Source organism: Helicobacter himalayensis (assembly GCF_001602095.1).
Taxonomy (GTDB): domain Bacteria; phylum Campylobacterota; class Campylobacteria; order Campylobacterales; family Helicobacteraceae; genus Helicobacter_F; species Helicobacter_F himalayensis.
In genome coordinates this window covers 1,504,179-1,529,494 of record NZ_CP014991.1, presented here as the reverse complement: position 1 = coordinate 1,529,494, position 25,316 = coordinate 1,504,179, and the positions used below count along the sequence as shown (strand labels likewise).

Below are 25,316 nucleotides of genomic sequence, written 5' to 3'. Positions count from 1 at the left end.
AATACACATTGCTTTGACAAAGAGAAAATTTGCAAAACAAGGGAATGTGCGTGAAAAGCGTGAAAAGAAGGAAATTTGTTAAGGCATTATATATATTTGCGCTTTTTAATGTGCTAAATGCTTATGATTTTAACGCGACGAATTTCCAAGCCACGACACTTCCACAGCCACAAGTTAGTATTAATCCTCCTTTAAACTATTATCTTTATCAACAACAAACTGAGAATCTAGGCGTAGGATTCCAATTTAAAGGGGATAATGTTTTTGATTATGCAAGTGGGACGCGTTTAGAGAATAGTAATATTTGGATTATCGGCGCAGGCGTGGCTGATAAGACGCGTAGGGTTTTTCTTGATTTTAGCTCAAATACACAAAGGTTTGATTCTATCGGGCTAAATTTTCGTGATGGAGGGACAAATCAAAGCAATGAATATGTGATATTAAACCTGCAGTACAGAGATAGCACCGGGCAAATTTCGCGGGGTGTGTATTATAATCCGACAACTGAATATGGGCGCGTGCTTTATAATATTTTGGGTGTTACACAACCTGCTAACAATATCATGGCATGCACCACACCAAATGCTTGCCCACAGGTCGCGACAAATTCTACAATGATTTTTCGTGGTGTAGATGTCAATGATGATATGCTTCAGCCCTATTTTTCAAATGATGTGGCTTTTGGCAATGCGCTAGATTCTGAAAATTTCGGCGTGGGGGTAAATAGCGCAGTATTTAAGGGAAACACAATAGATTTTAGCGGTGGGTATTATAATCCTGCTGATGGACAAGTAATGACTACTAATGCTAATGCTAATGCTCAAACCCTTATCTTTAATGGTGCAAATGCTATTGAAAAAAATCAAGTTGAATTTAAAATCGGTAGTGGCACGACAAACATTTCACTTTATGACTTAGGGACAAAGTCGCTAAATTTTAGCAATCTCACTACTAATTCAAAACTTAATCTAGATTCTCGCACAAGCTCAATTGCTGGAAGCCTGCTTTATGACAACGATTCGAACCTAAATCTCATCTTTGCAAGTCCCACAGCAAGCCAAAATATCACGCTTGCCCCCATTGCTACACATTCAAACACAATCACGACAAATGCCACGCAAAGCTTAGGCAGTATTTTTGCAGATTCTGCATATTTGGGCGGTCAAAATAATGCGAGCGGGAATATTGGCATAAATGACAGTGCGCAAGTAACCTTTATAGGCGCAAATTCCCATAGATTCGGCGTTGCAAATACAACCAAGGATACTTTTCAATTTATCGGCGATGCAACCACAACCACGAGAAACACGAGCAATGTGCTTTTCTTAAACGCTGGAATTCTTGATGGCAATATTTTTACCACCACAAACGCCCCCGCCGTAGCTAATGGAAATTCAAAAATCAACTTTACGCTTTTTGGCACGAGTATAAGTAATCTTAACATTTCAGACACACAAAACGGAGGAAACACCACCACAAACTACAACACACTCAATGCTGTTTTTAATGCGCAATCTAGTGCGCAAAGCGTGCAGAACGGGGCAAACACTTGGGATTCTCTAAACTCAAACTTAGCTCCTTATTTTCAAAGTCTCAACCTTGAAAATTCCTCACTTACACAAAGCGCGACTTTAGGGCAAAATGTCCGCGCAAATCTCATCTTTTTAGGTGCAGGCGCGCATAGCTTTTCAGGCGCAAACACACTTAGTGGTGGCAGTGCAGATTCTGTTGTTGGATTTAATAACATCACCACTTCAGGTGTTGCTGGCGTGCTGAATTTTGATTCAATAAAGCAATTTCTCGGGCAAGTGCTTGTTATTAATAGTGATATTTCTACAAATGCAGGTGCTGGAAGCATAACGGGGGGTGGTTTGGCGCGCTACACGCATATTTTTAATGGGCTTGGGAGCAACCTTAGCGTCGCGCTTTCCCAAAGTGGGCAAAATGCGGTAAATGAGATTCTTAGTAACTTCAACAACGCTAGCGGTGGGCTTACAAAGTGGAGCGTGAGCGATTTAAGCGCGACAACTAGCTTTAAAGGCACGTTAGGCACGGGATTAGACAATTCTAACTTTGTTTTTGTGGGCGCAAACGCACTTGATAAAAATGCCGACTTATCAGGTGCAAATAGCAACTACACCTATACTTTTGTGGATTTTGGCGCATTTGACCTAGATAACACCACAGAGATTGCAAACAAGTATGGACAAGCGACAATCGCGCTTGCCGGGAATTCCTATGTGAGGAGTAATATCGGCGTAGCGTTTAGCGGGACTTTAGATGTTTCTTATGCGAATAGATTCCAAGCACAGAGCTTTTTTGGCAATCATATCTATGGCGAAACAAAAAAAGATGTGGTGTTAAATTTTGGCGGAGATGAGCGCGGGGCGAACTACTCAAACTTCCACAATGGCTACATAGTAGAGGGCACAAAAGATAGTGTTTATACCTTTAGTAACATTGGTCAAACGCTTGATTTTAGCAAGAGTGTCCCGACACAAACCAACTACACCGCGATCTTTGATAGCAATGGTGATGGGTCAATTGATAAGACAATCACCTTTAATACAGCCTCAAATATCCAAAAATATCTTATTAGCAATGGGATAAATTTTTATGTAGATTCTGCAATATATGGAATCAATGGCACTTCTACAAGTGCAGGTGCGGGCGCGACTATCGGTTTTAAAGATGTCAGCATAACAGGCGCGCTAAGCGATGATAATTTTAATATCGAAGCAGTGTTTAATAGTACTTCAAATTTGAGTGAGCGCATCTATATCGATACAAGCGGGAATCGAGTCTCTGTGATAGAATCCGGCGTGCCCTCCAGCCCTTCAAGCCTTAGTGGCACGATAGGCGGTGATTCTAGGAAACGCATTACTTTTATAGGTTCTGGCTCGTTTGATGATAACTTGCTTATTAGTGGTGGCACGAGTGATTCTGTGTATAGTTTTTATAGCGTTGGGAATCTAGGACAAGAGATGATTAATAAAATCATCAACGCGACAGATTCTACAACGACGCCTCCTCCTACTTCAAGTGGAAGTTTTAACTTTGATGGAGGCACAAGCATTTTAGCAAATATCAGTAAAACGCTTGCAGCCGACAATAGTGGGAATATTAGCGCGAGTGAAAGTATTAATCTTGGTGTAAATTCTGCCAACAGCACCTTAAGCGAATTTGCTCAAGGCGTGTATATGCAAGGCACGCTAAGTGGGAATATCACCAAAAATGCGCTTTTTGCGAGTGGCTCATCTGTGGTGATAAATGGCGGAAACTCCGCTTCAACCTATGATTTTTCTCTTTCAAACAATGGGCTTATTGCAGTGAAGCTAGATTTTGCAGAATCTGCACGTGTGGATACAAACAACAACATCATAAGCGCAAACACAGACTATCTACACGGCACAATCAATGGGCTAAATGGGCTTACAAGCATTATAGGAACTTTTGAAAATAGTGTGATAGGGACAGATTCTATCTCTGCTAATCAAATAAGCTTCAGAGGGAATCCGCGAGGCTCTGGCGGGCAGTGGTTTGTGCCAGAATCTAGCAAGATAGATTCTTTGCGTCTTAGCAACGACGGCGCACTTATCACAAATGGTTCTACGCGTGGGGCTACGCTTGGGAATGCGCTTGCGATTGTGGATTTGAGCTCGTATAATTGGCTTGGTTGCACGCGTGATGCGACTACGAATGCGAGCAATTGCGTAATGCCTGAAGATAACACAAACTATGATTATTACGAAGTTATCACGCGTTCTTTGGGTGCGGGATTTAGCAAAAAAACACTTACCATAGCACCTTCAACTATGGCAAATACAGCAGGTGGCACTACTACTTATAATTCACTTTTTAGTTCAGAAAATGGTGTATTTCGCTTAGGATTAAATCTCACACAAAGCGCAAATAACGCCACAGATGAAATAAAAGTAATCCTCACAACAAACGCCCTTAACGGGACAACTTATTTGCAACTCATACAAGATGCAAGCACGGCGAGCGATTATCAATACGCAGGAGGTGAAAAAATCTATGTAGCAAGCGTTGTGGATTCTACAAATTCATATGCCATTGATGACAATGCTTTCCGCGCCACAGAGCAATATATGGGCTTAGGCGTTTTCCGCACGGAACTTAAGACCGATGGGACTACACAGCTAGAAAATAGCTATTTTGACAATGATCCTTCACTTGGCGCAACCGCTACAATGCACAATGGCAAGCAGTGGTATATAGATTCTGTAACGATTGAAAGCATTGATAATGGGCTTTTGGAGCGCGAGGTTTTCACGCCTCTTGAAGGCGCGGTGCTAAGCCCATATTTTAACCTTTATGCAGAAACTAATAATATGGCAAAGCGTCTAGGAGAGGTGCGTGGCGGGAATGATAGCTCAGGAATGTGGGCGAAAGTCATTAAAGGCGGGATTGAGGGGCAAAATGGCTATTATGGGCATAATTTTGGCTTACAAGGGGGCTTTGATAAGGTTACACAATATCAAGGCACAAAGGTGTATTTTGGCTTGGTTGGAAGCTTCACAAGCTCTTGGGGGAGCGGTGCGGGAAGTTCGCTAAATGCGCGGAGTGATAGCTTTGCGATTGGCTTTTATCGCTCGGCACTTTTTGCGGACTTGAGCTATTTAGACATTGTGGGGAAATACATCTACTCGCGCAATGAATACACTGCAAGCTCGCTAAGCTTTGCAGGTAGGGACACAGCGGGGGTGAGCTCTGGCTATGTGAGTGCGGAGTATGGCAGGAGATTTGGCTTAAGAGGAATGCCCAGATTTTATTTTCAGCCACAAGCTGAGGTAATTTTGGGCTATATTGGCGCACAGAATCTTGCCTTTCGTAGCGTTGGAAGCACGCTTTTTGTCGATAGTAAGGCAAATTTTGTAACGATTGCGCGTGTGGGTGCAGATATGCTAAATTCTTTTAGGGTTAATAACATCAGAGGGATTTGGCGCGTAGGCGGAAGCGTGGTCAAGGATTTTGGTGCTCGTGGAGAAATGCTTGTGCGTGATGAGATTGCAAAAACCGCAGACAGAAGCAAAACCATAGATTCAGATTTTCGCGTGGTATTTTCTTTTGGATTTGATATGAGGGTTTCACAAAATAGCAGAATCTACCTTGAACTTGATAAAAGTTTCTTTGGGACTTACAATATGGACTATGTAATGAGTGCGGGTGTGCGTTATAACTTTGGCGCGACACCACAAAGACGCGATGCTACACGCGATGTTATGCAGCCAAACTTTTATGATACGCAATATATCCAATACCCAAGCCAGCAGTATTTACCTTGAATGCTTACAGAAGATACAATCAATAAGGAGTGACTATGCCACAGAATCCACCAAAACTTTTTATCTTGCTTCCTTGCTACAACGAAGAAGAGGTGCTGCCAAAAACCTATGAAATGCTCAGTCAAAAGCTTAGTGCGCTTATACAGCGGGGATTAATCGCGCGGGATTCTTCAATGGTGTTTGTCGATGATGGGAGCAAGGATAGGACTTGGGAAGTGCTAAAGAATCTTGCAAAACCCACACAAAGCACAGATTCTAAAACTCTTCATTTCACCCCCCCCCCCAATTAAATGTTACTTATAAGCCAAAAATTACCGCGCTTAGGCTTTCTGCTAATAAAGGACATCAAAATGCGCTTTTATGCGCTATGGAATACGCCAAGGACAAATGCGACTGCGCGATAAGCATTGATTGCGATTTGCAAGATGATATTGAGGCGATAGATGAGTTTATCGCGCATTTTATGCAGGGTGCGGAAGTCGTGTATGGCGTGCGCCAAAGTAGGCAAAAAGACAGCTTTTTCAAGCGCAACACCGCGCTATTTTTCTACAAACTTATGCAGACAATGGGCGTGAATATCATCTACAACCACGCGGATTATCGTCTGCTTTCAAATCGTGCTCTTGGCGCACTGCTAGAGTTTAAGGAGGTAAATCTTTTCTTGCGAGGTATGGTACCATTGATTGGCTTTAAAAGTGCGCAGGTGTATTATGATAGGAATGAGCGCGAGGCGGGCGTGTCGAAGTATCCATTGCGTAAAATGCTATCTTTGGCGTGGAATGGTATCACAAGCTTTTCTGTAATGCCACTGCGTATGGTTAGTGCGCTTGGGCTTGTGTTTTTTGTGCTTTCAATCGCGCTTAGCTTTTTTGCGCTGTATGTCAAGCTTTTTACCAATAACGCAGTGTATGGCTGGGCGTCAATGCTAATCCCGCTTAGCTTTTTTAGTGGCGTGCAGTTGCTTAGCCTTGGTGTGATTGGCGAATATATAGGCAAAATTTATATAGAATCCAAACATCGCCCGAGATTTTTTATTGCCGAGGAGGTGAGCGGGGAGATTTAAGGAAAGAGTATGGAATTTTTGCTACAATAGCCAGCTTTATTTTAAGGAAGTGAAGTTTATTTGCAAAGGGCAGGGAGTATCATCTAATGAAAGTGGTTATTTTGGCGGGTGGTTTTGGTACAAGACTGAGCGAGGAGACGGATTTAAAGCCAAAGCCAATGGTTGAAATCGGTGGATACCCCATTTTATGGCATATTATGAAAATTTATAGCTTTTATGGATTCAATGATTTTATTATTCTTACAGGCTACAAGGGACATGTGATTAAGGATTATTTTATAAACTACTATGCGCGTTATAGCGATATTACGATTGATATGCAGAAAAATGAGCTTGAAATCCACACCACGCGCAATGAGCCTTGGCGCGTAACGATGCTCTACACCGGGCAGGATACTATGACCGGCGGGCGTATTTTACATGCAAAACCTTATATAAATGAAACATTTATGCTGACTTATGGCGATGGCGTGAGTGATATTGATTTGTATGCCGAGCTTGCTTTTCATAAGGCGCATAAAGGTGCTATCACTATGGCTTCGATATTACCAGAGGGACGTTTTGGAGCATTAGAGATTGATGAAAACACGCACAGAGTGAAAAATTTTACCGAAAAGCCAAAAGGAGATAATGGGGGGGGGGGTAATACACACTTAAGTGGCTTTATTAATGGCGGATTTTTTATCTGCGAACCAAAAATTTTTGATTATATTAAGGAGGGGCATTCTACAATTTTTGAGCAATCCCCGCTAAAAAATCTAGCACTTGATGGCGAGCTTTATACTTATTGTCATAGCGGTTTTTGGAAGTGTATGGATACACTCAAGGACAAAAACGACCTTACTAAAATGTGGTTAAGTGGCAATGCCCCGTGGAAAATATGGGATTGCTTAACTCAACAACACCAACAATAAGGAAACGCTATGAAACTCAAACGAAATCAAACAGAACTTACCGGAATCTTTGGTATAGAAAAGCTAGAAATTCTTAAAGCTTATAAAGACCCTGTTAAATGGCACTCCTACCGCGATACTTATTCGCAGGCTTCACATTTGCAGACAATCACACAATATCCTTTGCAAATTGATTTTGAACTCAATGCTACTTGTAATCTTAAATGTCCAATGTGTCCTCTAAGCGTAGAAGTAAATAGTGAGAAAAAATCTTTACTTTTCCCTTTTGAGCTTTTTTGCAAAATTATTGATGATGGTGTAAGTAAGGGGTTAAGGGCTATTAAATTAAATTACCTTAATGAACCACTTTTGCGCAAAGATTTAGAGAAATTTATTCAATATGCCAAGAAAAAAGGCGTGCTTGATATTTACTTCTCTACCAATGGTTTGCTTTTGGATTCTTTTCGCGCACAAAGTCTTATAGAGGCTGGATTAGACAGAATCCAAGTAAGCATTGATGCATTTTCAAAGGAGGTGTATGACAAGGTGCGCCCGGGCGGAAATTATAAAAAAGTTGTAGAAAATGTGCTAAATCTTGTCAAGCTTAAACAGGAAATGGGGGGGGGGTATTTGCCTTTAGTGCGAGTGAATTTCGTTCGAACCGAACTAAACGAACACCAACTAGAGGATTTTATCAATTTTTGGGAGGAGAAAGTAGATATGATAGGTTCGCAAGAAATGGTAAAGCCGCCTAAATCCTCTAAAGATTTAGGTTCTAAGACCACGGCTAAAAAAGAGGGGTTTTCTTGCTCTTTTCCTTACAAACAGCTTGTTATCACGGCTGAGGGCAATGTGCTACCTTGTTGCACATTTTGGGGTGAATCTATGGTGCTGGGAAATATATTCACCCAATATGAAGAAACCGGGAGTGTTTCTATGCAGAATTTTTGGAATTCAGAGCAAATGTGCCAGCTTAGAGACCTACATAAAAAAGGCGAATACAGAAAAAATCCAATTTGTAAAAAATGTATAGAGGGGGCATTAATAGAATGACTAAAAATTATACTTGTAAAAATCCCATTTTGCTTTTAACCTATAAGAGACCAGATACTACTTTGAAGGTTTTTGAAGCTATTAGAGAAGTGAAACCTAAAAAGCTTTACCTCGCACAAAATTCATTTAAACAAGAAAGCGAAAAAGAACTTGTTTTAAATCTTCGCAGGGCTTTAGAATCTAGGCTTGATTGGGAATGTGAGTTGCATACTTTGTATAGAGAAAAATATTTAAGTTGTAAGGATTCTGTAAGTAGTGCCATTACTTGGTTTTTTGAAAATGAAGAGCAGGGTATTGTTTTAGAAGATGATTGTTTGCCAAATACAAGCTTTTTTAGATTCTGTGATGCAATGCTAGAGCGTTACAAAAATAATGAAAATATTTTTATGGTGAGTGGTTGGAGTGCGCTTGATTTTGATAAACAAGCAAAGGAAAGTTTGAAAGAGGATTATTATTTTTCGAAATATAATCATATTTGGGGTTGGGCTAGCTGGGCTAGAGTATGGAGGTTGTATCAAAAAGAGTTTGTGGATTTTGAAAAGGAATTTCAAGCATTACAAAATTGGCAAAATAAAAAAGAGCAAAAATATTGGTATAAGATTTTTAAGGCTTATTCGCAGGGAGCTTTTGATGCGTGGGATTATCCATTTACTTACTCGATATGGAAAGAGCAGGGTTTAAGTATATATCCCAAACATAATATGGTGCAAAATATTGGCTTTAATCGTGATGATGCGACAAATACTCATGGTGATTCTAAATTCGCGCATATGAATATGTATGTATTAAGAGAGGATATTATCCACCCAAAAGAAATAGCGCAAAATAAAGAGCTTGATTATAGGGATTTTTTAATTTGCTTTGTGCCGCCACCATTTCACATAAGAGTCTGCAACAAACTCAAGCGCATAGCAAAGAAATTGTTTAAAAGTTGAGAGCCACCTTACAAGGTTGTAAGAAAGGGCTTAAGTAGAAAATAAAGTTTTTCTAAATACAATTCCAAACTTTATTGAAAAAGTAAAAGAACTATGGGGGGGACACATTGACCTGTAAGCAAAAGATTAAAGGCTCTTTTATAAATTCTTGGAATCTTGCATTATGGTGTGTCAATGCCTTGAGATTTGGCACTTTGTTTCCCGGTATCAAACAAATTACACCACAGAACAAAAAGAGGCTTTTTGTTATTGGTAATGGTCCTAGTGTCAATGCGGATATTGCTGGGTTTGAAAAGAGTCTTTCTTGTGAAGATGTGATGATGGTAAATCAAGCCCTTACTAGCCCACTAGCTTTTGAAATTAAGCCAAAATATTATACGTTAATGGATCCCTTTTATATGGGGATTTATGATGAAAATGCGGGGATTGATCCTCAGCTTATAAATCGTGTGGGCGTGTTGAGCGAGGCATTTGCAAAGGTAGATTGGGAAATGGATTTACTTGTGCCTTATATATTTTATAAAAGACGTGTGAAGGGGAAGTGCATAAAAATAGAGAATCCTTTTATAAATCTACATACTTTCAATGCACTTGAGTTATACACTTTTGCGCCTTTGCAGAAGTTTTTTTATAAATACAATTTTGCCATCCCAAGCGGTATAAATGTGCTTATAGCGGCACTTTCTTGTGGAGTGGTTTTGGGGTATAAAGAGATTTATCTACTTGGTGCAAATAGCGATTGGCATAAACAGCTTTCAGTAGATTCTCAAAATCGCCTTTACTCTTATGATGCACATTATTATGATAATGGAAAGCCTGAAAAGTTATTTGCTCATCATAGCGTGGCATTTGTGTTTAGGTGTATGACCCAAGCTTTTAGGGCTTATGAGGAGCTAGGAAAAATGTCTTTTAATATAACAAACTGCACTTCAGAATCTATGATTGACGCATTCCCGCGTATGAGTTTAGAGAAAATCCTTAGCGGGGGGGGGGGCAGTCTTTCTTAAAGCACTATATAATGTATTTTTTCAACCACTAATAAATATCCCTAAAACTTCAACAACTTGTAATTCCCATTTAAGGATTGCCTGATGGGAATTGGACTTAAAAAATTTTCTTTTAATTGTATTGAGACGCTTGCCTTTGCGAAGCTTTTATTGTGCAATCTCCATTTATTGCCAAGTATCAAATCTTCTAAAGACGCACAAAATAAGGAACTTTTTATCATAGCAAATGCTCCAAGCTTACAGCAAGATGTAAAGGGTTTTGAGGGATTTTTAGCGCAAAAAGATGTGTTAATGCTTAATAATTCAATCTTGCAACCAATTTTTCAAACACTCAAACCCAAATATTATGTGCTTATGGATTCTGTGTATTTTGTGGGAAATGCTTATCAAGTTGTGTCAGACAAGTCTTTTACGTTTCAAAGAGAGCTTTTTGAAAAGACATTAGACGCTTTAAAGCATACAAATCAGATGCTAACTCTTTTTGTGCCTTCTCTTTGGAGGGATAGGCTTAAAATTGACAATCCAAACATTATTTTACAAACTTATGGTGTTTTTAAATTTGAGGGGTTTAAGTGGCTTGAGAAATTGTTCTTTTCCCGCGCATTTGCTGTGCCATCGCATTCTTGCGTGTTGATTCCGTCGATTATTTGTGCGTTAAGATTAGGATATAAAAAAATTTATCTCTTAGGTTGTGAGCAAAGCGCATTCAAGGGTTATGAAGTGGATTGCAATAATGCCTTGAGATTAGAATATAAGCATTTTTATAAGGAAAAAGATACGAGTTATGAGCTTGAGCACACAAATATTGCAGATTCTCTTTATATAGATTCTGAAGTTTTTAAAGCCTATCGCACAATAAACGAACTATTTGCTAATAGAATTGTAAATTGTGCTTCAGTTTCATATATTGACGCATTTCCGCGTATGAGTTTAGAAAAAGTCCTTGGGGGGGGGGACAATAGAGATTTAATCTTTTTACTTCCTTTTCTGCAAATTTATTTTTTACTGCTTTATTTTTCTGCAAAACTTTATAGATTCCGCGAGGAAAGCCTGTGAAAAATGTTATTGTAGTAAATAGGCAATGTCAAAATATTGATAGTTTTTTTGAAAAAGATTATAGAATCATTGTTCTTGTCGTAGAGAGCCAACAGGATATTGAAACATTTAGGGCAAAGTATGACGAAACTAAAATTTTGCATATCATTTGGCGTTTTGGATTTGAAAAACTTGAGGGTATTACACACTTAGATTTTGAGATTATTGACGAATTTAGAGATGCTCAACGCAAGATTGATTTCAGCTATCATAGAGAAACACTTGATAACATGATTTTAAGTAATCAATACTTTAATGCGCTTTTTTGGTGGAATCATATTTTTGATGTGCACAAGATAGATTTTGTATTTGTCAATGGTGTCGAACATAAACAGCTTTGCGAACTATGTATGGAAGTAGCGCAAAGAAGAGATATTCCCGTTTTTACATCGCCGCCAAGATTATTTTTTTCCCCATCATTGTTTTGTTTTAATACGAATACATATTTACGCTTTGTGCGTGGGTATATTAGCGATGAAGAGTTGGAGCAAAACTTTTATTTTAAGTTTGATTTAGAGTGGATTCCGCCATTTTATCTTGCACACTCTAAGATTACTAATGCTTTTATAAAGCTACTTTTTAAATTAGGTGGTTCGTTGCTTGTAGATTTTGTTTCATATGTGTTTAGGCGCGTAAGATTTAAGAAAGGTGGAAGATTCTGGGCGCATTTTTATTATTTTTTATGTCTTAAAAAAATGAAACATTACTATAAAAAAATTTCCCACAAGCCTAATTTGAAGCAAAAATATGTTTTTTATGCTATTCATTTTGAACCAGAAGGAAATACTAATGTTTGCGTTCCGTTGCAAAATCAGCTAACTATTATCCAAATGCTTTCAAAAGCCTTGCCTGAAGGTTGCAAATTGATAATAAAAGAGCATCCATTGCAATTTATGCTTAATTCACCTAGAATGTTTTACTATCTTTATGGCTTTACTTATTTCAAGGATATTAGTTTTTATAAAGAATTGCAGAAATTACCAAATGTTGAGTTTGCATCTTTGGAAACACCCTCAAAAGAGCTTATAAACAATGCGTTTGCAGTAGCCACTATTAATGGTACCGTTCATTTTGAATCTACTTTTGCAAATCGCCCTTGCATAGTATTTGGAGGGCAAAATATTATGTTGCAAGGTGCAAAAAATATTATTTATGTAAAGAATTTTAAAAAGCTTAAAGAGAATCTAGCAAGACTAGATTCTAATCCGCATGAATTTGACAATAGCGCGCAGATTGATGATTTGCGTGAATTTATCAAACAACATGCGATATGGGATAAATCCCCACATAAGATTTGTAATATTATTGAATCAATTGAGCATTATATTCTTACCGATTTTAGAAATGACTTATGTAGGCAAAAAGATCTTAGCTTGAATTTGATTCAAAGATTGAAAGCAGAATCTTATTAATGGTATATCAAGCTTAAGTGCAAGCTAAAAAAGTTGTTCAAACTTTCATAATCGCTACGCTTATACTATCTCCTATTGGTAAAATATATAAGTTGTATTTATTTGCAAAGGTATTAACAGCCTTTTTGACACCGATATATCCTAGCGAAAAATAATCGTGTATCAATATAACGCCACCTTTACACATTTTTGGATAGAAAAATTCTAATCCACTTAAAATAGAATCATATAAATCTGTGTCAATATTAACAAAACAAAAAATCTCCGATTCTATGCCCTTAGCACTTTCTGGAAACCAACCTTGTTTGATTGTAACCATCTCCGGAATAGGCATTTTATTTAAGACAATATCAATAGAAGTATTTGTTAAATGAGAGCCTAGTGCTTGCACACTTTGTGCTTCATTGTGTAAATCTCTTGTATCAAAACCCTCAAAAGTATCAAATAAGTAAAGCTTTCTATTTGGAAAAAATTCATTAATCTTTTTTGCAAAATCCCCTTGAAATACTCCAAGTTCTGCCACTGCCCCATCTAGATTAAAATTTTTTGTGATTTTTGAAAAATATTCTAAAAAAGTAAGTCGAGCCTCTATGCAAAGCATACAATAAGAGGCATCAATTTTGTCTCTAGGGATTTTAAAGTCTGATTCTAATTGTTTTGGAATTGCTTCGTATCCACTAAGGGAGGCAATAAGAATCTTGTCAAAAGAAGTAGTTTTTAGGATTTCTGGATTCTTAATTTCTAGTGTTTTTACCCCTTTGCTTGTGGGGATTTGGATAGATTGTTCCCAACGTTTAGGATTGTTATCTACACAACAAAGTATTTCTATGCCCCCCCCCCTCATAAGCATTTTCTAGTGTTTTTTGGGCTAATGCCATACCTGTGCTTTCACTACCAAAAATAATAACTTTCATCATTGGACTCCTTAAAGTAAGTTGAACTCCGATTATACATTGTTTTTATTAAGTGTGAGCCACTTTTCTACCAGATTCACATCACAAGGCTCATCAACGGATATAGAATCATAAAAACACTCAAGCATTTTTACTTTTTCTCCCATATCAATAAAGCGTAAAATTTCTATATCTTCAAAACGTTCATTAATACCTTTTCCGTGTGTTTTAAAGCTTTGCTCAAAGAGCTTTAGGGCATAATTGCTAAAAACATAAACTGCCACTTGTTTTTTGTAATTTGGATTTTCAAAGCTTTTGCTAAAAGGTATAGGAAAGCGTGACATAAAAACAAGCTCATCATTCTCATTAACAACAACTTTTACTATGCTATCTCGTTGCGCTTCTTTTGGACTTATATTTTTGTAGAGATTAAAAACCTCGTATTTTTTACCTTTTGTATGGGAATCTAGCGCAAAATTTACGATTTCATCTATACTTCTAGGGTCAATAATTGGCTCATCACCTTGTATATTTACATAAAAATCCGCATTGATTTTATGAGCGACTTCAGCAATTCTATCTGTGCCTGTAAGATGAGATTCTGAAGTTCTCACAACTTCTAAATTTTCCTGTTTGCAAAAATCAAAAATACGCTTATCGTCAGTAGCAACTACAAGTTTATCGAGAGTTTTTGCATTTTTGGCTTGCATATAGGTGCGTTTTATCATTTCCACACCTAAAATTTTTACCAAAGGTTTGCCGGGGAATCTGCTTGATTTGAATCTAGCAGGAATTACTCCAAGCACCCTCACGCTGCACCTCTTGTTTTAAGTGCAGTGTTTGTTTTAAGGGAAGTAGTAAAAAAGAGTTTATAACTTACCCCCCCCCCCTATTAAGCAATATTTCTTATAGAGAAATTCTGCAATCTCAAAATCAAGTGGTTCATCAATATCTAGGGCTTCTAATTTATTTAATTCAAATAAAAATGGCTTTTGCCCTACTATCCTACCGCGTTTTAAAATCTCGTGCGGGAAAATATGTACAGCATAATTTAGAGCAAAAATTTTTGGTAAATCTTGACTTCTTGGTTTTTTAGATTCATCATAATTGAGTGGGATTCCATTTTGCCACATAAATAATCGCACTGCATTAACGCTAACTAAAGAATCATATTTTGAGTCCAGATTTTTATAGGTCTGTATAGCTTTTTTTATGCTTTTATCACTAAGCAAAGGATTTGTAACATCAGCAAAAAGCACTATATCGCAATCAATGTGTTTTGCATAATTTGCATAAATCTCTTCGTTTGGTGTTAAAGAAAGAGCAAAGTATTCATCTCTTTTTATGGTTTCTACGCCTAAGTTTTTAGCTATTGTTAGCATTGTGTCGCAATTTGAATTGACCACTATGCTATCAATTTCGCTTATGCGTTTGAGTTGTTTTATTTTGATTTCAAGCAATGAGCTTTCTGCAAAAGGTTTGATATTTTTATTTTTCACCCTTTCACTTCCAGAACGCACAGGAATTAAAGCTTTGAGTATCATGCTGCGCTCCTTGTAGTGGAGCTAGCATAAGCGTTAATATGTGATGAAAAATATAAACTTTGTCTTAAATTATGTTTGCCCCCCCCCCTATTAGCAAAGAATTACTTTTAAATAAACTTTGTGCCATAAAAAAATCCTCCTCATAATCTATATCCATACCTTTAATCTTATCCACAGCGTAAAGATAGGGATTTTCTCCGATTCTATCCCCGTTTTTATATATATCAACTCCAGCGATAAAACACGCGCTATTTATTTCATATAAAATATCTGTATCCTGTGTAGGTGGCCATCTCATTAGACTTCTATCATAATTTATTGCTCCGTTTTTATCCCAAAAGAATCCTTTTAACGCCGTGACACTCATTAGAGAATCAAATTTTGAAAGATTTTTTTTGTAAAGGGCAATGGCGTTTTTATATTCTTTTTGTGTAAAAAATGGAGAGGTAACATGTGTCCATAAAATAACGCCATTTTGTATAAGTTCAAGTGCGTGATTAACGAGCATATCAGCACTTGCAGAATTTGAACTTAATAACTCATTTCTTTTATGAATAACTATTTTTCCACTATTCATTTTTTTTGCAAAATCTAAAATCGCTTCATCATCTGAGCTTAAATAGATTCTGTCTATATTTGCAGTGCTTAGAAGTTGCTGTAATTTTATTTGTAAAAGTCCAAATTTAACATTGCCAAAAGGACGTGTGTTTTTATTGACAACTCTTTGTGAGCCTTTTCTACAAGGTAAAAATACGGATATTTTCATTTTTTCTCCTTTATTTACAAAAACATAAGTTTAAGCTGTGAAAAATCTTTAATTTCATTAGCACTTACCTCCAAACTACCATAACCATAACTCGCCAAAATAAAATCAATTTGCGCTTCTTTTGCTGTTTGATAATCACTTAGCATATCCCCAACATACACGCTCTCTTCAGGCTTTACGCCATTTTTAAAACAAGCATAAAGAAGTGGGTCGCCAAAAGGTTTATTGCGCCCTTCATACAACTTTAAATTAGGTGCTACAAGAAGATCAACCCTTAAGTCAAAATACTTCAAAATGTTTTGTGCTGCTTCATAGTTTTTTGAGGTTACTATGCTAATTTTCACAGCTTTTTGGATAAAAAATTCAAGTGTTTCTTTAACATTTGGGAAAAGCCTTACCTCATTGACATGTACTTGCGAAAAATTAAAATACCTTTCTTTAAGAGATTTGATTTCAAGCATTGGAACACCAAGTTTTAAGCAAATATCATCAAATGGCAAGCCTACAAGTTTTTTATATTCACTAAATGGCGCAAACTCACTGCCACCAGAATTTTCCCATGCCTTAGACATAAGATATTCAGAATCTATCAAAACCCCATCCATATCTAAAATAATATGTTTGCAAAGTTTTGAAAGTAAAAAATAGGGCGTGTGCGTTTGTGTGTTTATAAACTTGCTAACTATTTGGGCTAGTTCTAAATCACTTTCCTCCTTTATGTTAATAGATTCAATATCGCTTACTTCGATTTTGCAAGGATTAAAACCTATATCCCTGCCATATTGCAATGCCAAAGCACGTTCAAAAATATAAAAACCTTTTGTTTCTATATAAAGAGGCGCAAGATCCTTTGTAGCACTTTTTTCTGCTAAAGAATAATTGATGGGCGCATCTAAAAACCACGCATAGCGTTTGAGTTTTTGCACTGAAAAAGCACAATCAAACTTACCCCCTAAAATTGCCTCTATGCCTTTAACAATAGAAAGACTTTTGATAAAAGGACTTGTTATGGCGCATAATACAAAATACTGCGTCTCAAGCTTTGTGCTTAAATCCTTGAGGATATCACAAGGCTTTATAGATTCTCCATCTAAGTATTTTTCACGCTTTAAGAAACGCACATTTTTTGGTAAAAAATCCCTTACTAATTCATTTTCACAATAGCAAACTACCTCATCAATCATAGGCGTAGCAAGTAAAGTCTCAAAAATATACAAAAACAATGGCTTATTATTTAGAAGCAAAAAGTTTTCTTTCATATTTGAGCTTGTTTTGAAAGGAACAACAGCACTAAATTTCACGCTACGCTCCTTTTGTCTAAGAAGCGTCTAAGAGGTAATTTTTTATTTAAAATATGACAATCATATAGACTTACCCCCCCCCCCCATTTACTGAGATTTTATTCTCAAGCGCACCTTTAAATGTGTTTTCTTCAAAAATACTTGGTGTAACAAAGGAAATAGTAATTTTTGGCTTTAGGAGGTGAAGTGCATTTTTTATCAATGTATTTTGTTCTTGTATGTTTTCGAGTGTTATCTGCACATCATATTCATCATAGCTATAATTTTCCTCCACAAGCTTATACCCATCAAGCCCGGCAAATTCTACACTTTTAAAACCTTGTAAAATTAAGAAATTTAGCATTATCACGCTCACATTTGAGAAAAACTCGTCTCCTATAAACGCGAGCTTTGCAAAGTCTAAAACACCTCTCAACTCATTGCTAGGAATATGTGTTTTAAGATTATTTGTAATGAGTGTTTTGTGCGGCTGCAAAAAAGTGCTAAATTCATCGTAGCGTTTTTGGTTGCTGAAAAAATAATAATCACAAGGAAACTTTGAAATATGATTAAGTGCTATTATGTGATATTCATTGCTTTGTATTTTTTGGTTTATAATATCTTGATATTTATCAGTGCTTTTGCCCGGGGCTATAAGTAAAACTTTTTTATCTTTTGAGAGAGAAAATTCTTTTTTGATTGGTGTAACACACTTTAGCAAAAAATCTGCGTGAAGTTTTTGTATGAGCTTTTTATCAAAGGTTGATTTTTTCTCTTCTGGAATCTGCTCAAGTATTTGTTTTAAAATTGTGATTTTATTGGCATTTCTACGGGTGAGGTAGCTTGCGTAGTTTGGGTGTATATCAAGCGATGCGGAGAGGTATTGAGCGGGTGAAAATCCCCATAAATGTTTGGCTCTTAGATTCTGTAAGAGTGTGTCAATAATGTCTAAAAGTGGCATTATCTCATAATGTGTATTAAACTCTTTGTTGCAAAAGTCTGCAATTAACTCAGTATTGAGATTCCCAGCACCTCTACCAATCCCATAAATACTAGAATCTATGATGACTTCTCGTTTTATATTTTGTGTGCAGAGAAAAATTGCATTTGAAAATGCAAGCTGCATATTATTATGGGAGTGGTAGCCAAGTGCGCAATTTTGCCAAAGATTATTTTCTGCTAGGGCGCAATATCGTGTAAATTCCTTTAAGCTCATTGAGCCAAAACTATCTACGATATAAAGTGCGGAAAGCCCTATTTTATTGACTTTCTCAATCATATGTAGGAATTCTAAATCATTATAACGTTTTGTAATCATAGGTTGAAAATACACCCCATAGTCAAGAGCTTTGAGAATCTTTGCGACATCTAAGGCAGATTCTAAGTATTCTTTATGAAAAGACAAACGAACACCATCTAAGAGCGTTTGGCTTCTTTCTGAAAGTGTGCTGACATCAAAATCTCCAAGATTTATCATCGCAACTTTTCGCGTTTTGATATTTTGCAAAAACTTGCTAAGGATTTGTGTATTTTTAAAAAGTGTCGTGTTAGAGCTTTTATCTATTTTGTCGTTGAGGTAACCACACTCTATAATGTCGATTTTTGCGGAATCTAGTGCGGAAAGGATTTTTGTAATTTGAGAATCTTTAAATTCCCAATTGTTAATATATCCGCCATCGCGCAAAGTGCAATCAAGTAGAGTTACTTTATTCATACAGCTACTTTATTGAGTGTGGGATTATTGAAAGAAGTGTGGTGTGGAAACTTGGATTCTAAAAATGCGAATGTGCTATAAAGTTGTGTGGATACTATTTTAGACTTGATTTTGAGTGATAAAATATTGTTAAAAAGAGAATCGAAAGTATTGCATTTTGAATATACAAAAAGAGCAAGATAGCATTGAAAATGGAATATGGCAAGAGTTCTAGCCTTCCCCCCCCCCTTACAGGCTTGTATAAGAGCCTTAGCAAGCAGATAATCACGCATTTCATTAATGTCCAAAAATTCATCTTTTGGGATTTCAAACAAATAAGGTTTTTTCCCAAAAAAGTAGCTGTTTGCCCTCATTTGTTTGTAGGGCTGGATAAAGATACCGCCATCTTGCATATAAAGTGGTGCTAATTCTTTAGCCGGTGTATGTTTGGGTGTGAATGGATTGTAATTGAGAGCGCAAGATTTATCGCTTTTCCATAAATGCTCTTTGAGTTCCACAACAGAAAGTAGGCTGTCAAATTGCTTAAGGTTGTCAAAAAAAGTCTCTATGGCTTTGTCATAAGTAGCTGGTGTGATGAGTGGATTTGTGCAGTGTGCCCATACTACAATGTCTGTGTGGAACAAAGAGAGCATATTGGCTATCATTTCATTTGCGCTTGCTTTGCTTTCATCACAATAATACTGCGGACGCTCTACAATTTGTGCGCCTGCATTTTTGGCTACTTCGCGCATAATCTCGCAATCACTTCCAAAAACCACACGATGAATATGCTTGCATTGTTGAAGTTGTTTGATTTTACGCTCAATAAGTGTTTGTTTCTCATCAAGTTTAAGCATAGATTTTGATTTTAGGCGCACAGAACCTTTCCTTGCCACCACTACGGCTGTTGTCTCCATACTTCTTCCTTTAATACATTTATGAAAATTGCTATTTTCATAAATGCACAATCCCTATTTTGTGGGATTCTTCGCAAGAAGAAAGTAAAAAAGTTTTATTTTAAGATTTTTAAGATACAATCAAAGTCCGAATATGCTTGAAAGCTAAAGCATGAAAATAGCAATTTTCATAAATAAGCTTTCAGAACCAGATTCAAAAGGTCTTTTAATGAAGGATTGGCGAGTGGATAATAGGGATTTTGCGCTCAAGGTATTTTCAGAAACAAAGATTTGCGAGCTTAATTGATGAGTACTGATGTTTATTTAACTTCAAAGATCGTTATCTCTAAGTCTAATCCCCCGTTGGTAGTGCCTGAAATTGGCATAAATCATAATGGTTCTTTAGAGATTGCTAAGCTTATGGTAGATAGTGCATCTCGCGCTGGAGCAAAACTTATCAAACATCAAACGCATATCATAGAAGATGAGATGAGTGATGAGGCTAAAAGTATAATTCCGGGTAATGCCAGAATAAGTATTTATGAGATTATGAAAAGATGTGCTTTGAGTGAAAAGGATGAAAGAGCTTTGAAGGAATATACTGAAAGCAAGGGACTTATGTATCTTAGCACCCCTTTTAGTAGGGCTGGAGCTAATCGATTAGAAGATATGGGCGTAAGTGCCTATAAAATAGGTTCTGGCGAGTGTAATAATTACCCGCTTTTAAAACATATTGCAAATTTTCAAAAACCTATAATTTTAAGCACCGGTATGAATTCGCTTCAAAGCATTAGGAAAGCTGTAGAGATTTTTAAAAAAGCTCAAATACCTTTTGTGCTCATGCACACAACTAATCTTTACCCGACTCCAGAGAATTTGGTGCGATTAAAAGTTATGTGTGATATGGAGAGCGAGTTTGGCTGTCTTGTTGGTTTAAGCGATCATACTTTAAGTAATTTGGCTTGTCTTGGCGCAGTAGCTTTGGGTGCAAGTGTTTTGGAGCGACATTTTACTGATAGTATGGATAGAGTTGGTCCTGACATAGTGTGTTCGATGGACGAAAATGCCCTAAAAGAGCTTATAGAGCAAAGTCAAAGGGTATGGATAATGAGAGGTGATAATACAAGTAAAGAAGCGGCTAGAGAAGAACAAGTTACCATAGATTTTGCCTTTGCAAGTGTAGTGAGTATAAAGCCTATTAAAAAAGGAGAATTTTTTAGTCCTAATAATATCTGGGTAAAACGTCCGGGTAAAGGCGGGATAAGAGCAGAGCACTATGAAAGTCTTCTTGGTAAAAGGGCTTTAAGAGATATAGTAGCAAACAGACAGATTCAAAAGGAGGATTTTGAATGAAAAAAGCAAGGATTACTTCTTCAAAATGCCCTCAAAAACATAAAGACAGAAAGCGTATAGCTTTTGTAACCGGAACTAGAGCTGATTTTGGTAAGCTAAAGTCGCTTATGCACAAGGTAGAGCAAGATAGTAATTTTGAACTTTTCGTTTTTGTAACGGGAATGCATATGAGCCACTATTTTGGAGCAACTTTAGGCGAGGTGGAAAAAGAGGGTTTTAAAAATATTTATAAATTTATTAATCACGATAGATATTATCAAATGGATAAGGCATTAGCTTCGACAATTGATGGTTTTTCTAGGTTTGTGACTGAATTTGAACCTGACTTAATTATAGTGCATGGAGATAGGATTGAGCCTTTAGCAGCTGCTAGTGTGGGAAGCTTAAATAATATTTTAGTCGCTCATATTGAAGGGGGCGAAATCTCAGGAACGATAGATGATAGCCTAAGGCACGCTATATCAAAGCTTTCTCATATTCACCTAGTGAATGATGACAATGCCAAAACAAATCTTATTCAGCTAGGTGAAGATAAAAAAAGTATTTTTATTATAGGCTCTCCAGATTTAGATATTTTACAAAACAATAAGATAAGTCTTGAGGTTGCTAAGGCTTATTATGATATAAGCTTTGAGAATTATGCCATAGTTATATTTCATCCAGTTACGACCGAATTTGACACCATGAAAGCTCAAGCTAAAGCTTTCAGTAAAGCTTTACTAGAAAGTGGTAAAAACTATATTGTAGTGTATCCAAACAATGATTTAGGCTTTGAATTTATTATGCAAAGTTATGAAATCTTTAATAATAATCCTAATTTTAGGCTTTTTCCATCAATTCGTTTTGAGTATTTTATTGCTTTGCTTAAAAATGCTGAATTTATTATAGGAAATTCTTCTTGCATACTTAAAGAAGCTCCATTTTTTGGCATACAAGGAATAAATGTAGGTACAAGACAGAATGGGCGTAGTGGGCTTAAAAATACTTTTGTAACAAATATCCCAAGTGATAAAAAGACTATTTTAAAAACCATTAAATCACTTAAAAATCTAAGTAAAAATTCTAGTGAAAATATTTCGCAGCAAAGAAGTGATGAGCAATTTGCTATGCTTTTAAAAACTGGAGCGTTTTTTGAGATACAGACACAAAAGAAATTTAATCAAATAAGCTCTAGGGGGGGGGTAAATCTAAATTATAAATCTCTTAAAGGCAACTCTTTAGCTTTTTGCAAAAGGAGTGCTTAATGAAAAAACTTCAAATTCTCTCACAAGATACAATTCTTAAAGCTCTACAAAAAATAGAAAACAACAAATTTAAGGTCGTGTTTGTTATAGATTTAGATAACAAAATGCTTGGTATTGTTGCCGATGGAGATATAAGAAGATTTATCATCTCTTGTGGAAAAAAATTTAATCCACTTGCAAAAGTAGAGCAAATCATCCAAAAAGATTTTTGTGCAATCTTAGAATCTGAATGTAATTTAGAAAAATTGAGTGAGGTTTTTAAGATAGAAAAAATCAATATTGTGCCAATTCTAGATTCTCAAAATAAACTTATAAATTTTATAACAAGGGATAATTTCCATACGCTTTTATTACACAATGCAAATTTTTCAGCCAAAACAAAATTTAAAAATTTGGAGAAAAATAAAAGTGAAAAAGAAATTTTCTTTCGTCCTTGGGGATTCTATAAGAGTGTTGTTTTGACAAGGTTTATGCAATTAAAGGTTATAACAATAGAAGCTAAGCAAAGCATAAGTTTGCAAAAGCATTACAAAAGAGAGGAACACTGGATTGTTGCTAGTGGAGTTGGTGAGATGATTTTAGAAAATTCGTATTTTTTAGTTAGAGCTGGTTCGTATATTTATATTCCTAAAGGATGCAAACATAGAGTTACAAATATTGCTAAAAAAAGCAAATTGATTTTATGTGAGGTGCAGCTTGGTAGCTATTTTGGAGAGGATGATATCACTAGATATGAAGATAAATACAATAGGAGTTAAAATGAAAAAATATGAAAAACCAAAACTTATAGCAGAAATTGGCTGTAATCATAAAGGTGATATAAAAATTGCAAAAGAGCTTATAGTTTTAGCCAAGCAAGCTGGTGCATTTGTGGTTAAGTTTCAAAAAAGGAATCCAAAAGAACTCTTGAATGAAGCTCAATATAACGCTCCTCATCCGAATCCTAAAAATTCCTATGGTAAAACTTATGGAGAGCATAGGGAATTTTTAGAGTTTAGTAAAGCCCAACATAAAGAATTGCAGGAATATGCTAAAAATGTGGGGATAATTTATAGCACTTCCGTGTGGGATAGCACTTCAGCTAAAGAAATGATAGAACTTAACACCCCTTTCTTAAAAGTTCCATCAGGTTGTAATACCAATTATGAACTTTTGGAGATTTTACGCGATGATTATAGTGGTGAAATCCATATAAGTCTTGGTATGAGCACACAAAAAGAAATAGAAAAAATTATAGAGCTTTTTAGTGAAAACCATAAAACGTATAACCTCGTGCTTTATGCCTGCACTTCAGGTTATCCCATCAAAGCTCAAGATGCGTGTTTGCTTGAGATTTGCGCTCTATAGAAGAAATATAAAGATAAGGTAAAAAGTATAGCTTACTCAGGGCATCACTTAGGTATAAATCTTGACATAGCTGCTTATACTTTAGGGGCTAGTTATATAGAACGACATTTTACAAAAAATAAGACATGGAAAGGAACGGATCATAGTGCCTCTTTAGAGCCAAATGAGCTTAAAGCACTTGTAAATGCCTTGAATGAAACATATGTAGCGCTTAGACTAAAAAAACAAGAGATTTTAGATATAGAATTAGAGCAAAGAAATAAGCTTAAATTTGGTTGTTATCGAGGCTAGTCAATGAGAAAGATAGGATTTGTCCCCTTACGTTGTGGTAGCAAAAGTATTAGGTTTAAAAATATTAAGGAATTTTGTGGCAAACCTTTGTGTTTTTGGAATCTGCAGGCTTTGCAAGAATCCTTGATTGATGAAGTTGTTGTCGCTACTGATTGTGAAAAAATAGAGCAAGTTGTGCGCTCTTTTAGCTTCAGCAAGGCAAGAATCTATAAAAGAGATCCTAAAAATGCAGAAGATTCTTCTAGCACTGAAAAGGCAATGCTTGAGTTTATAGCAAATTCACATTACAAAGACAATGATATCTTTATGCTTGTTCAAGCTACATCACCACTTACTCAGAGCTTTGATTTTAATAATGGGCTTAATCTTTTTGAGGATTCTAAGTTTGATAGTGTATTGAGCTGTGTGCGAACGAAAAGATTTTTTTGGGATATGAATGGTAAGACGCTTAATTATAGTATTAAAAAGCGTGCGCGTAGGCAAGATTTTAGGGGGTTGTTTATGGAGAATGGAGCGTTTTATATTAATACTTTTGGCAATATAAAAAGGTTTAAAAATAGACTTTGTGGTAAGGTGGGGATTATAGAAATGGAAGAGTATAAGGGTATTGAAGTAGATGAACCACTTGATTTTGAAATCGCGCAAATTCTTATGCAGCGCTTTCAAAGTAGGAGAGTTTCTATGAATTTTAGTGAAATAAAGCTTTTTGCAAGTGATGTTGATGGCACACTTACTGATGGTGGAATGTATTATTTTGACAATGGAATTGAGGCAAAGAGATTTAACACTATTGATGGTTTTGGCTTTGAGATGCTGAAAGAAAGAGGTATAAAAACGGCATTACTTAGTGGGGAAAATACAGAGCTTGTAAAAAATCGTGCTAAAAAATTACAGATAGATTATGTCTATTTAGGTTTAAGTCCAGAACAAAAGCTACAAGTTTTGAAGCAAATTTGTGCTAGGGAAAATATAGAATTATCACAAGTTGCTTACATAGGAGATGATATAAATTGTGCTTATGTGCTTGAGAAAGTAGGCATAAAAGCTTGTCCAAAAAATGCTCATAAGAAAGTAAAAGAAATTCCAAATATAATTCATTTGCAAAAATATGGTGGGTTTGGCGCTGTGAGAGAATTTATTGATTTGATTTTATGTAAAGATTAGATGTGTTTTGTATTTTAAATATGCTAGAATCCCGCCTTTTTAACTTATTTAACTTAATGGCTAAATTGAGGTTTAATA

The 25,316-nt window shown here is 36.2% G+C and carries 19 protein-coding genes and 2 pseudogenes; 14 read left to right on the top strand and 7 right to left on the bottom strand.

Annotation, left to right across the window (positions count from 1 at the left end):
* Positions 1 to 29 precede the first annotated feature (29 nt).
* The 9 genes from A3217_RS07310 to A3217_RS07275 all read left to right on the top strand — a co-directional run bounded on the left by A3217_RS07310 (position 30) and on the right by A3217_RS07275 (position 12,767).
* Complete coding sequence (locus tag A3217_RS07310; protein WP_066389223.1) at positions 30 to 5,309, top strand: autotransporter outer membrane beta-barrel domain-containing protein; 5,280 nt, start codon at positions 30 to 32, stop codon at positions 5,307 to 5,309.
* A 35-nt stretch (positions 5,310 to 5,344) separates the two neighbouring features.
* Positions 5,345 to 5,599: a glycosyltransferase gene (locus A3217_RS09470; protein WP_231860224.1), complete on the top strand. Its 255-nt coding sequence runs from the start codon at positions 5,345 to 5,347 to the stop codon at positions 5,597 to 5,599.
* A gap of 20 nt (positions 5,600 to 5,619) precedes the next feature.
* Positions 5,620 to 6,372 (top strand): glycosyltransferase, encoded by a 753-nt coding sequence (locus A3217_RS07305; RefSeq protein WP_231860305.1) that lies wholly within the window; start codon positions 5,620 to 5,622, stop codon positions 6,370 to 6,372.
* Between the two features lie 86 nt (positions 6,373 to 6,458).
* Positions 6,459 to 7,286, top strand: a complete 828-nt coding sequence (rfbF, locus tag A3217_RS07300) for a glucose-1-phosphate cytidylyltransferase (RefSeq protein WP_066389222.1) — start codon at positions 6,459 to 6,461, stop codon at positions 7,284 to 7,286.
* Between the two features lie 9 nt (positions 7,287 to 7,295).
* On the top strand, positions 7,296 to 8,318 hold the full coding sequence (locus tag A3217_RS07295; protein WP_066389220.1) for a radical SAM/SPASM domain-containing protein: 1,023 nt from the start codon (positions 7,296 to 7,298) through the stop codon (positions 8,316 to 8,318).
* Positions 8,315 to 9,253, top strand: a complete 939-nt coding sequence (locus tag A3217_RS07290; RefSeq protein WP_066389218.1) for a methyltransferase FkbM — start codon at positions 8,315 to 8,317, stop codon at positions 9,251 to 9,253. The genes A3217_RS07295 and A3217_RS07290 overlap by 4 nt, the downstream gene beginning before the upstream one ends.
* Positions 9,254 to 9,360: 107 nt before the next feature.
* Positions 9,361 to 10,260 carry a hypothetical protein gene (locus tag A3217_RS07285; protein WP_066389216.1) on the top strand — a complete coding sequence of 300 codons (900 nt, stop codon included), beginning with the start codon at positions 9,361 to 9,363 and terminating at the stop codon, positions 10,258 to 10,260.
* An 84-nt stretch (positions 10,261 to 10,344) separates the two neighbouring features.
* Positions 10,345 to 11,316: a hypothetical protein gene (locus A3217_RS07280; RefSeq protein ID WP_066389215.1), complete on the top strand. Its 972-nt coding sequence runs from the start codon at positions 10,345 to 10,347 to the stop codon at positions 11,314 to 11,316.
* Positions 11,313 to 12,767 (top strand): hypothetical protein, encoded by a 1,455-nt coding sequence (locus A3217_RS07275; protein ID WP_066389213.1) that lies wholly within the window; start codon positions 11,313 to 11,315, stop codon positions 12,765 to 12,767. Before A3217_RS07280 ends, A3217_RS07275 begins: the two co-directional genes overlap by 4 nt.
* Positions 12,768 to 12,804: 37 nt before the next feature.
* On the opposite strand, the gene A3217_RS07270 is transcribed toward A3217_RS07275, so the two are convergent.
* The 7 genes from A3217_RS07270 to A3217_RS07240 all read right to left on the bottom strand — a co-directional run bounded on the left by A3217_RS07270 (position 12,805) and on the right by A3217_RS07240 (position 19,860).
* Positions 12,805 to 13,611, bottom strand: coding sequence for a TylF/MycF/NovP-related O-methyltransferase (locus A3217_RS07270; RefSeq protein WP_082807975.1), 807 nt, complete (start codon positions 13,609 to 13,611; stop codon positions 12,805 to 12,807).
* 102 nt (positions 13,612 to 13,713) lie between these two features.
* A complete protein-coding gene (locus A3217_RS07265; protein ID WP_231860304.1) occupies positions 13,714 to 14,466 on the bottom strand; it encodes a 3-deoxy-manno-octulosonate cytidylyltransferase in 753 nt (250 codons plus the stop codon).
* Positions 14,467 to 14,529: 63 nt separating this feature from the next.
* Entirely contained in the window at positions 14,530 to 15,204 is a 675-nt protein-coding gene (locus A3217_RS07260) for an acylneuraminate cytidylyltransferase family protein (RefSeq protein WP_066389208.1), read from the bottom strand.
* Positions 15,205 to 15,268: 64 nt separating this feature from the next.
* Positions 15,269 to 15,970, bottom strand: a complete 702-nt coding sequence (locus tag A3217_RS07255; protein ID WP_066389206.1) for an acylneuraminate cytidylyltransferase family protein — start codon at positions 15,968 to 15,970, stop codon at positions 15,269 to 15,271.
* Between the two features lie 14 nt (positions 15,971 to 15,984).
* Positions 15,985 to 17,271 carry an HAD hydrolase-like protein gene (locus tag A3217_RS07250; protein ID WP_066389205.1) on the bottom strand — a complete coding sequence of 429 codons (1,287 nt, stop codon included), beginning with the start codon at positions 17,269 to 17,271 and terminating at the stop codon, positions 15,985 to 15,987.
* 70 nt (positions 17,272 to 17,341) lie between these two features.
* Positions 17,342 to 18,964, bottom strand: coding sequence for an aldolase catalytic domain-containing protein (locus A3217_RS07245; protein WP_066389204.1), 1,623 nt, complete (start codon positions 18,962 to 18,964; stop codon positions 17,342 to 17,344).
* A complete protein-coding gene (locus tag A3217_RS07240; RefSeq protein ID WP_066389203.1) occupies positions 18,961 to 19,860 on the bottom strand; it encodes an acylneuraminate cytidylyltransferase family protein in 900 nt (299 codons plus the stop codon). Before A3217_RS07240 ends, A3217_RS07245 begins: the two co-directional genes overlap by 4 nt.
* Positions 19,861 to 20,145: 285 nt before the next feature.
* Between A3217_RS07240 and A3217_RS07235 the strand changes: the two genes are divergently transcribed.
* From A3217_RS07235 to A3217_RS07215, 5 genes and pseudogenes are all read left to right on the top strand, one after another.
* The gene (locus A3217_RS07235; protein ID WP_066389202.1) at positions 20,146 to 21,192 is read left to right on the top strand and encodes an N-acetylneuraminate synthase family protein; all 1,047 of its coding nucleotides are present in this window, start codon (positions 20,146 to 20,148) and stop codon (positions 21,190 to 21,192) included.
* Positions 21,189 to 22,358: pseudogene (gene neuC / locus A3217_RS07230) on the top strand (UDP-N-acetylglucosamine 2-epimerase); the annotation flags it as partial. The gene A3217_RS07235 and the pseudogene neuC, both read left to right, overlap by 4 nt.
* A 77-nt stretch (positions 22,359 to 22,435) precedes the next feature.
* The gene (locus A3217_RS07225; protein ID WP_066389200.1) at positions 22,436 to 23,194 is read left to right on the top strand and encodes a CBS domain-containing protein; all 759 of its coding nucleotides are present in this window, start codon (positions 22,436 to 22,438) and stop codon (positions 23,192 to 23,194) included.
* Positions 23,154 to 24,074, top strand: a pseudogene (locus A3217_RS07220) (N-acetylneuraminate synthase family protein). The gene A3217_RS07225 and the pseudogene A3217_RS07220 overlap by 41 nt, the downstream one beginning before the upstream one ends.
* A gap of 3 nt (positions 24,075 to 24,077) precedes the next feature.
* A complete protein-coding gene (locus A3217_RS07215) occupies positions 24,078 to 25,238 on the top strand; it encodes an acylneuraminate cytidylyltransferase (RefSeq protein WP_066389199.1) in 1,161 nt (386 codons plus the stop codon).
* Positions 25,239 to 25,316 lie beyond the last annotated feature (78 nt).

Bases quoted from the DNA above. Each gene is read 5' to 3' on its own strand.
- A3217_RS09470 (WP_231860224.1), top strand. From the start codon at position 5,345: ATGCCACAGAATCCACCAAAACTTTTTATCTTGCTTCCTTGCTACAAC.
- rfbF (WP_066389222.1), top strand. From the start codon at position 6,459: ATGAAAGTGGTTATTTTGGCGGGTGGTTTTGGTACAAGACTGAGCGAG.
- A3217_RS07295 (WP_066389220.1), top strand. From the start codon at position 7,296: ATGAAACTCAAACGAAATCAAACAGAACTTACCGGAATCTTTGGTATA.
- A3217_RS07290 (WP_066389218.1), top strand. From the start codon at position 8,315: ATGACTAAAAATTATACTTGTAAAAATCCCATTTTGCTTTTAACCTAT.
- A3217_RS07280 (WP_066389215.1), top strand. From the start codon at position 10,345: ATGGGAATTGGACTTAAAAAATTTTCTTTTAATTGTATTGAGACGCTT.
- A3217_RS07270 (WP_082807975.1), bottom strand. From the start codon at position 13,611: ATGAGGGGGGGGGGCATAGAAATACTTTGTTGTGTAGATAACAATCCT.
- A3217_RS07260 (WP_066389208.1), bottom strand. From the start codon at position 15,204: ATGATACTCAAAGCTTTAATTCCTGTGCGTTCTGGAAGTGAAAGGGTG.
- A3217_RS07255 (WP_066389206.1), bottom strand. From the start codon at position 15,970: ATGAAAATATCCGTATTTTTACCTTGTAGAAAAGGCTCACAAAGAGTT.
- A3217_RS07245 (WP_066389204.1), bottom strand. From the start codon at position 18,964: ATGAATAAAGTAACTCTACTTGATTGCACTTTGCGCGATGGCGGATAT.
- A3217_RS07240 (WP_066389203.1), bottom strand. From the start codon at position 19,860: ATGGAGACAACAGCCGTAGTGGTGGCAAGGAAAGGTTCTGTGCGCCTA.
- A3217_RS07235 (WP_066389202.1), top strand. From the start codon at position 20,146: ATGAGTACTGATGTTTATTTAACTTCAAAGATCGTTATCTCTAAGTCT.
- A3217_RS07225 (WP_066389200.1), top strand. From the start codon at position 22,436: ATGAAAAAACTTCAAATTCTCTCACAAGATACAATTCTTAAAGCTCTA.
- A3217_RS07215 (WP_066389199.1), top strand. From the start codon at position 24,078: ATGAGAAAGATAGGATTTGTCCCCTTACGTTGTGGTAGCAAAAGTATT.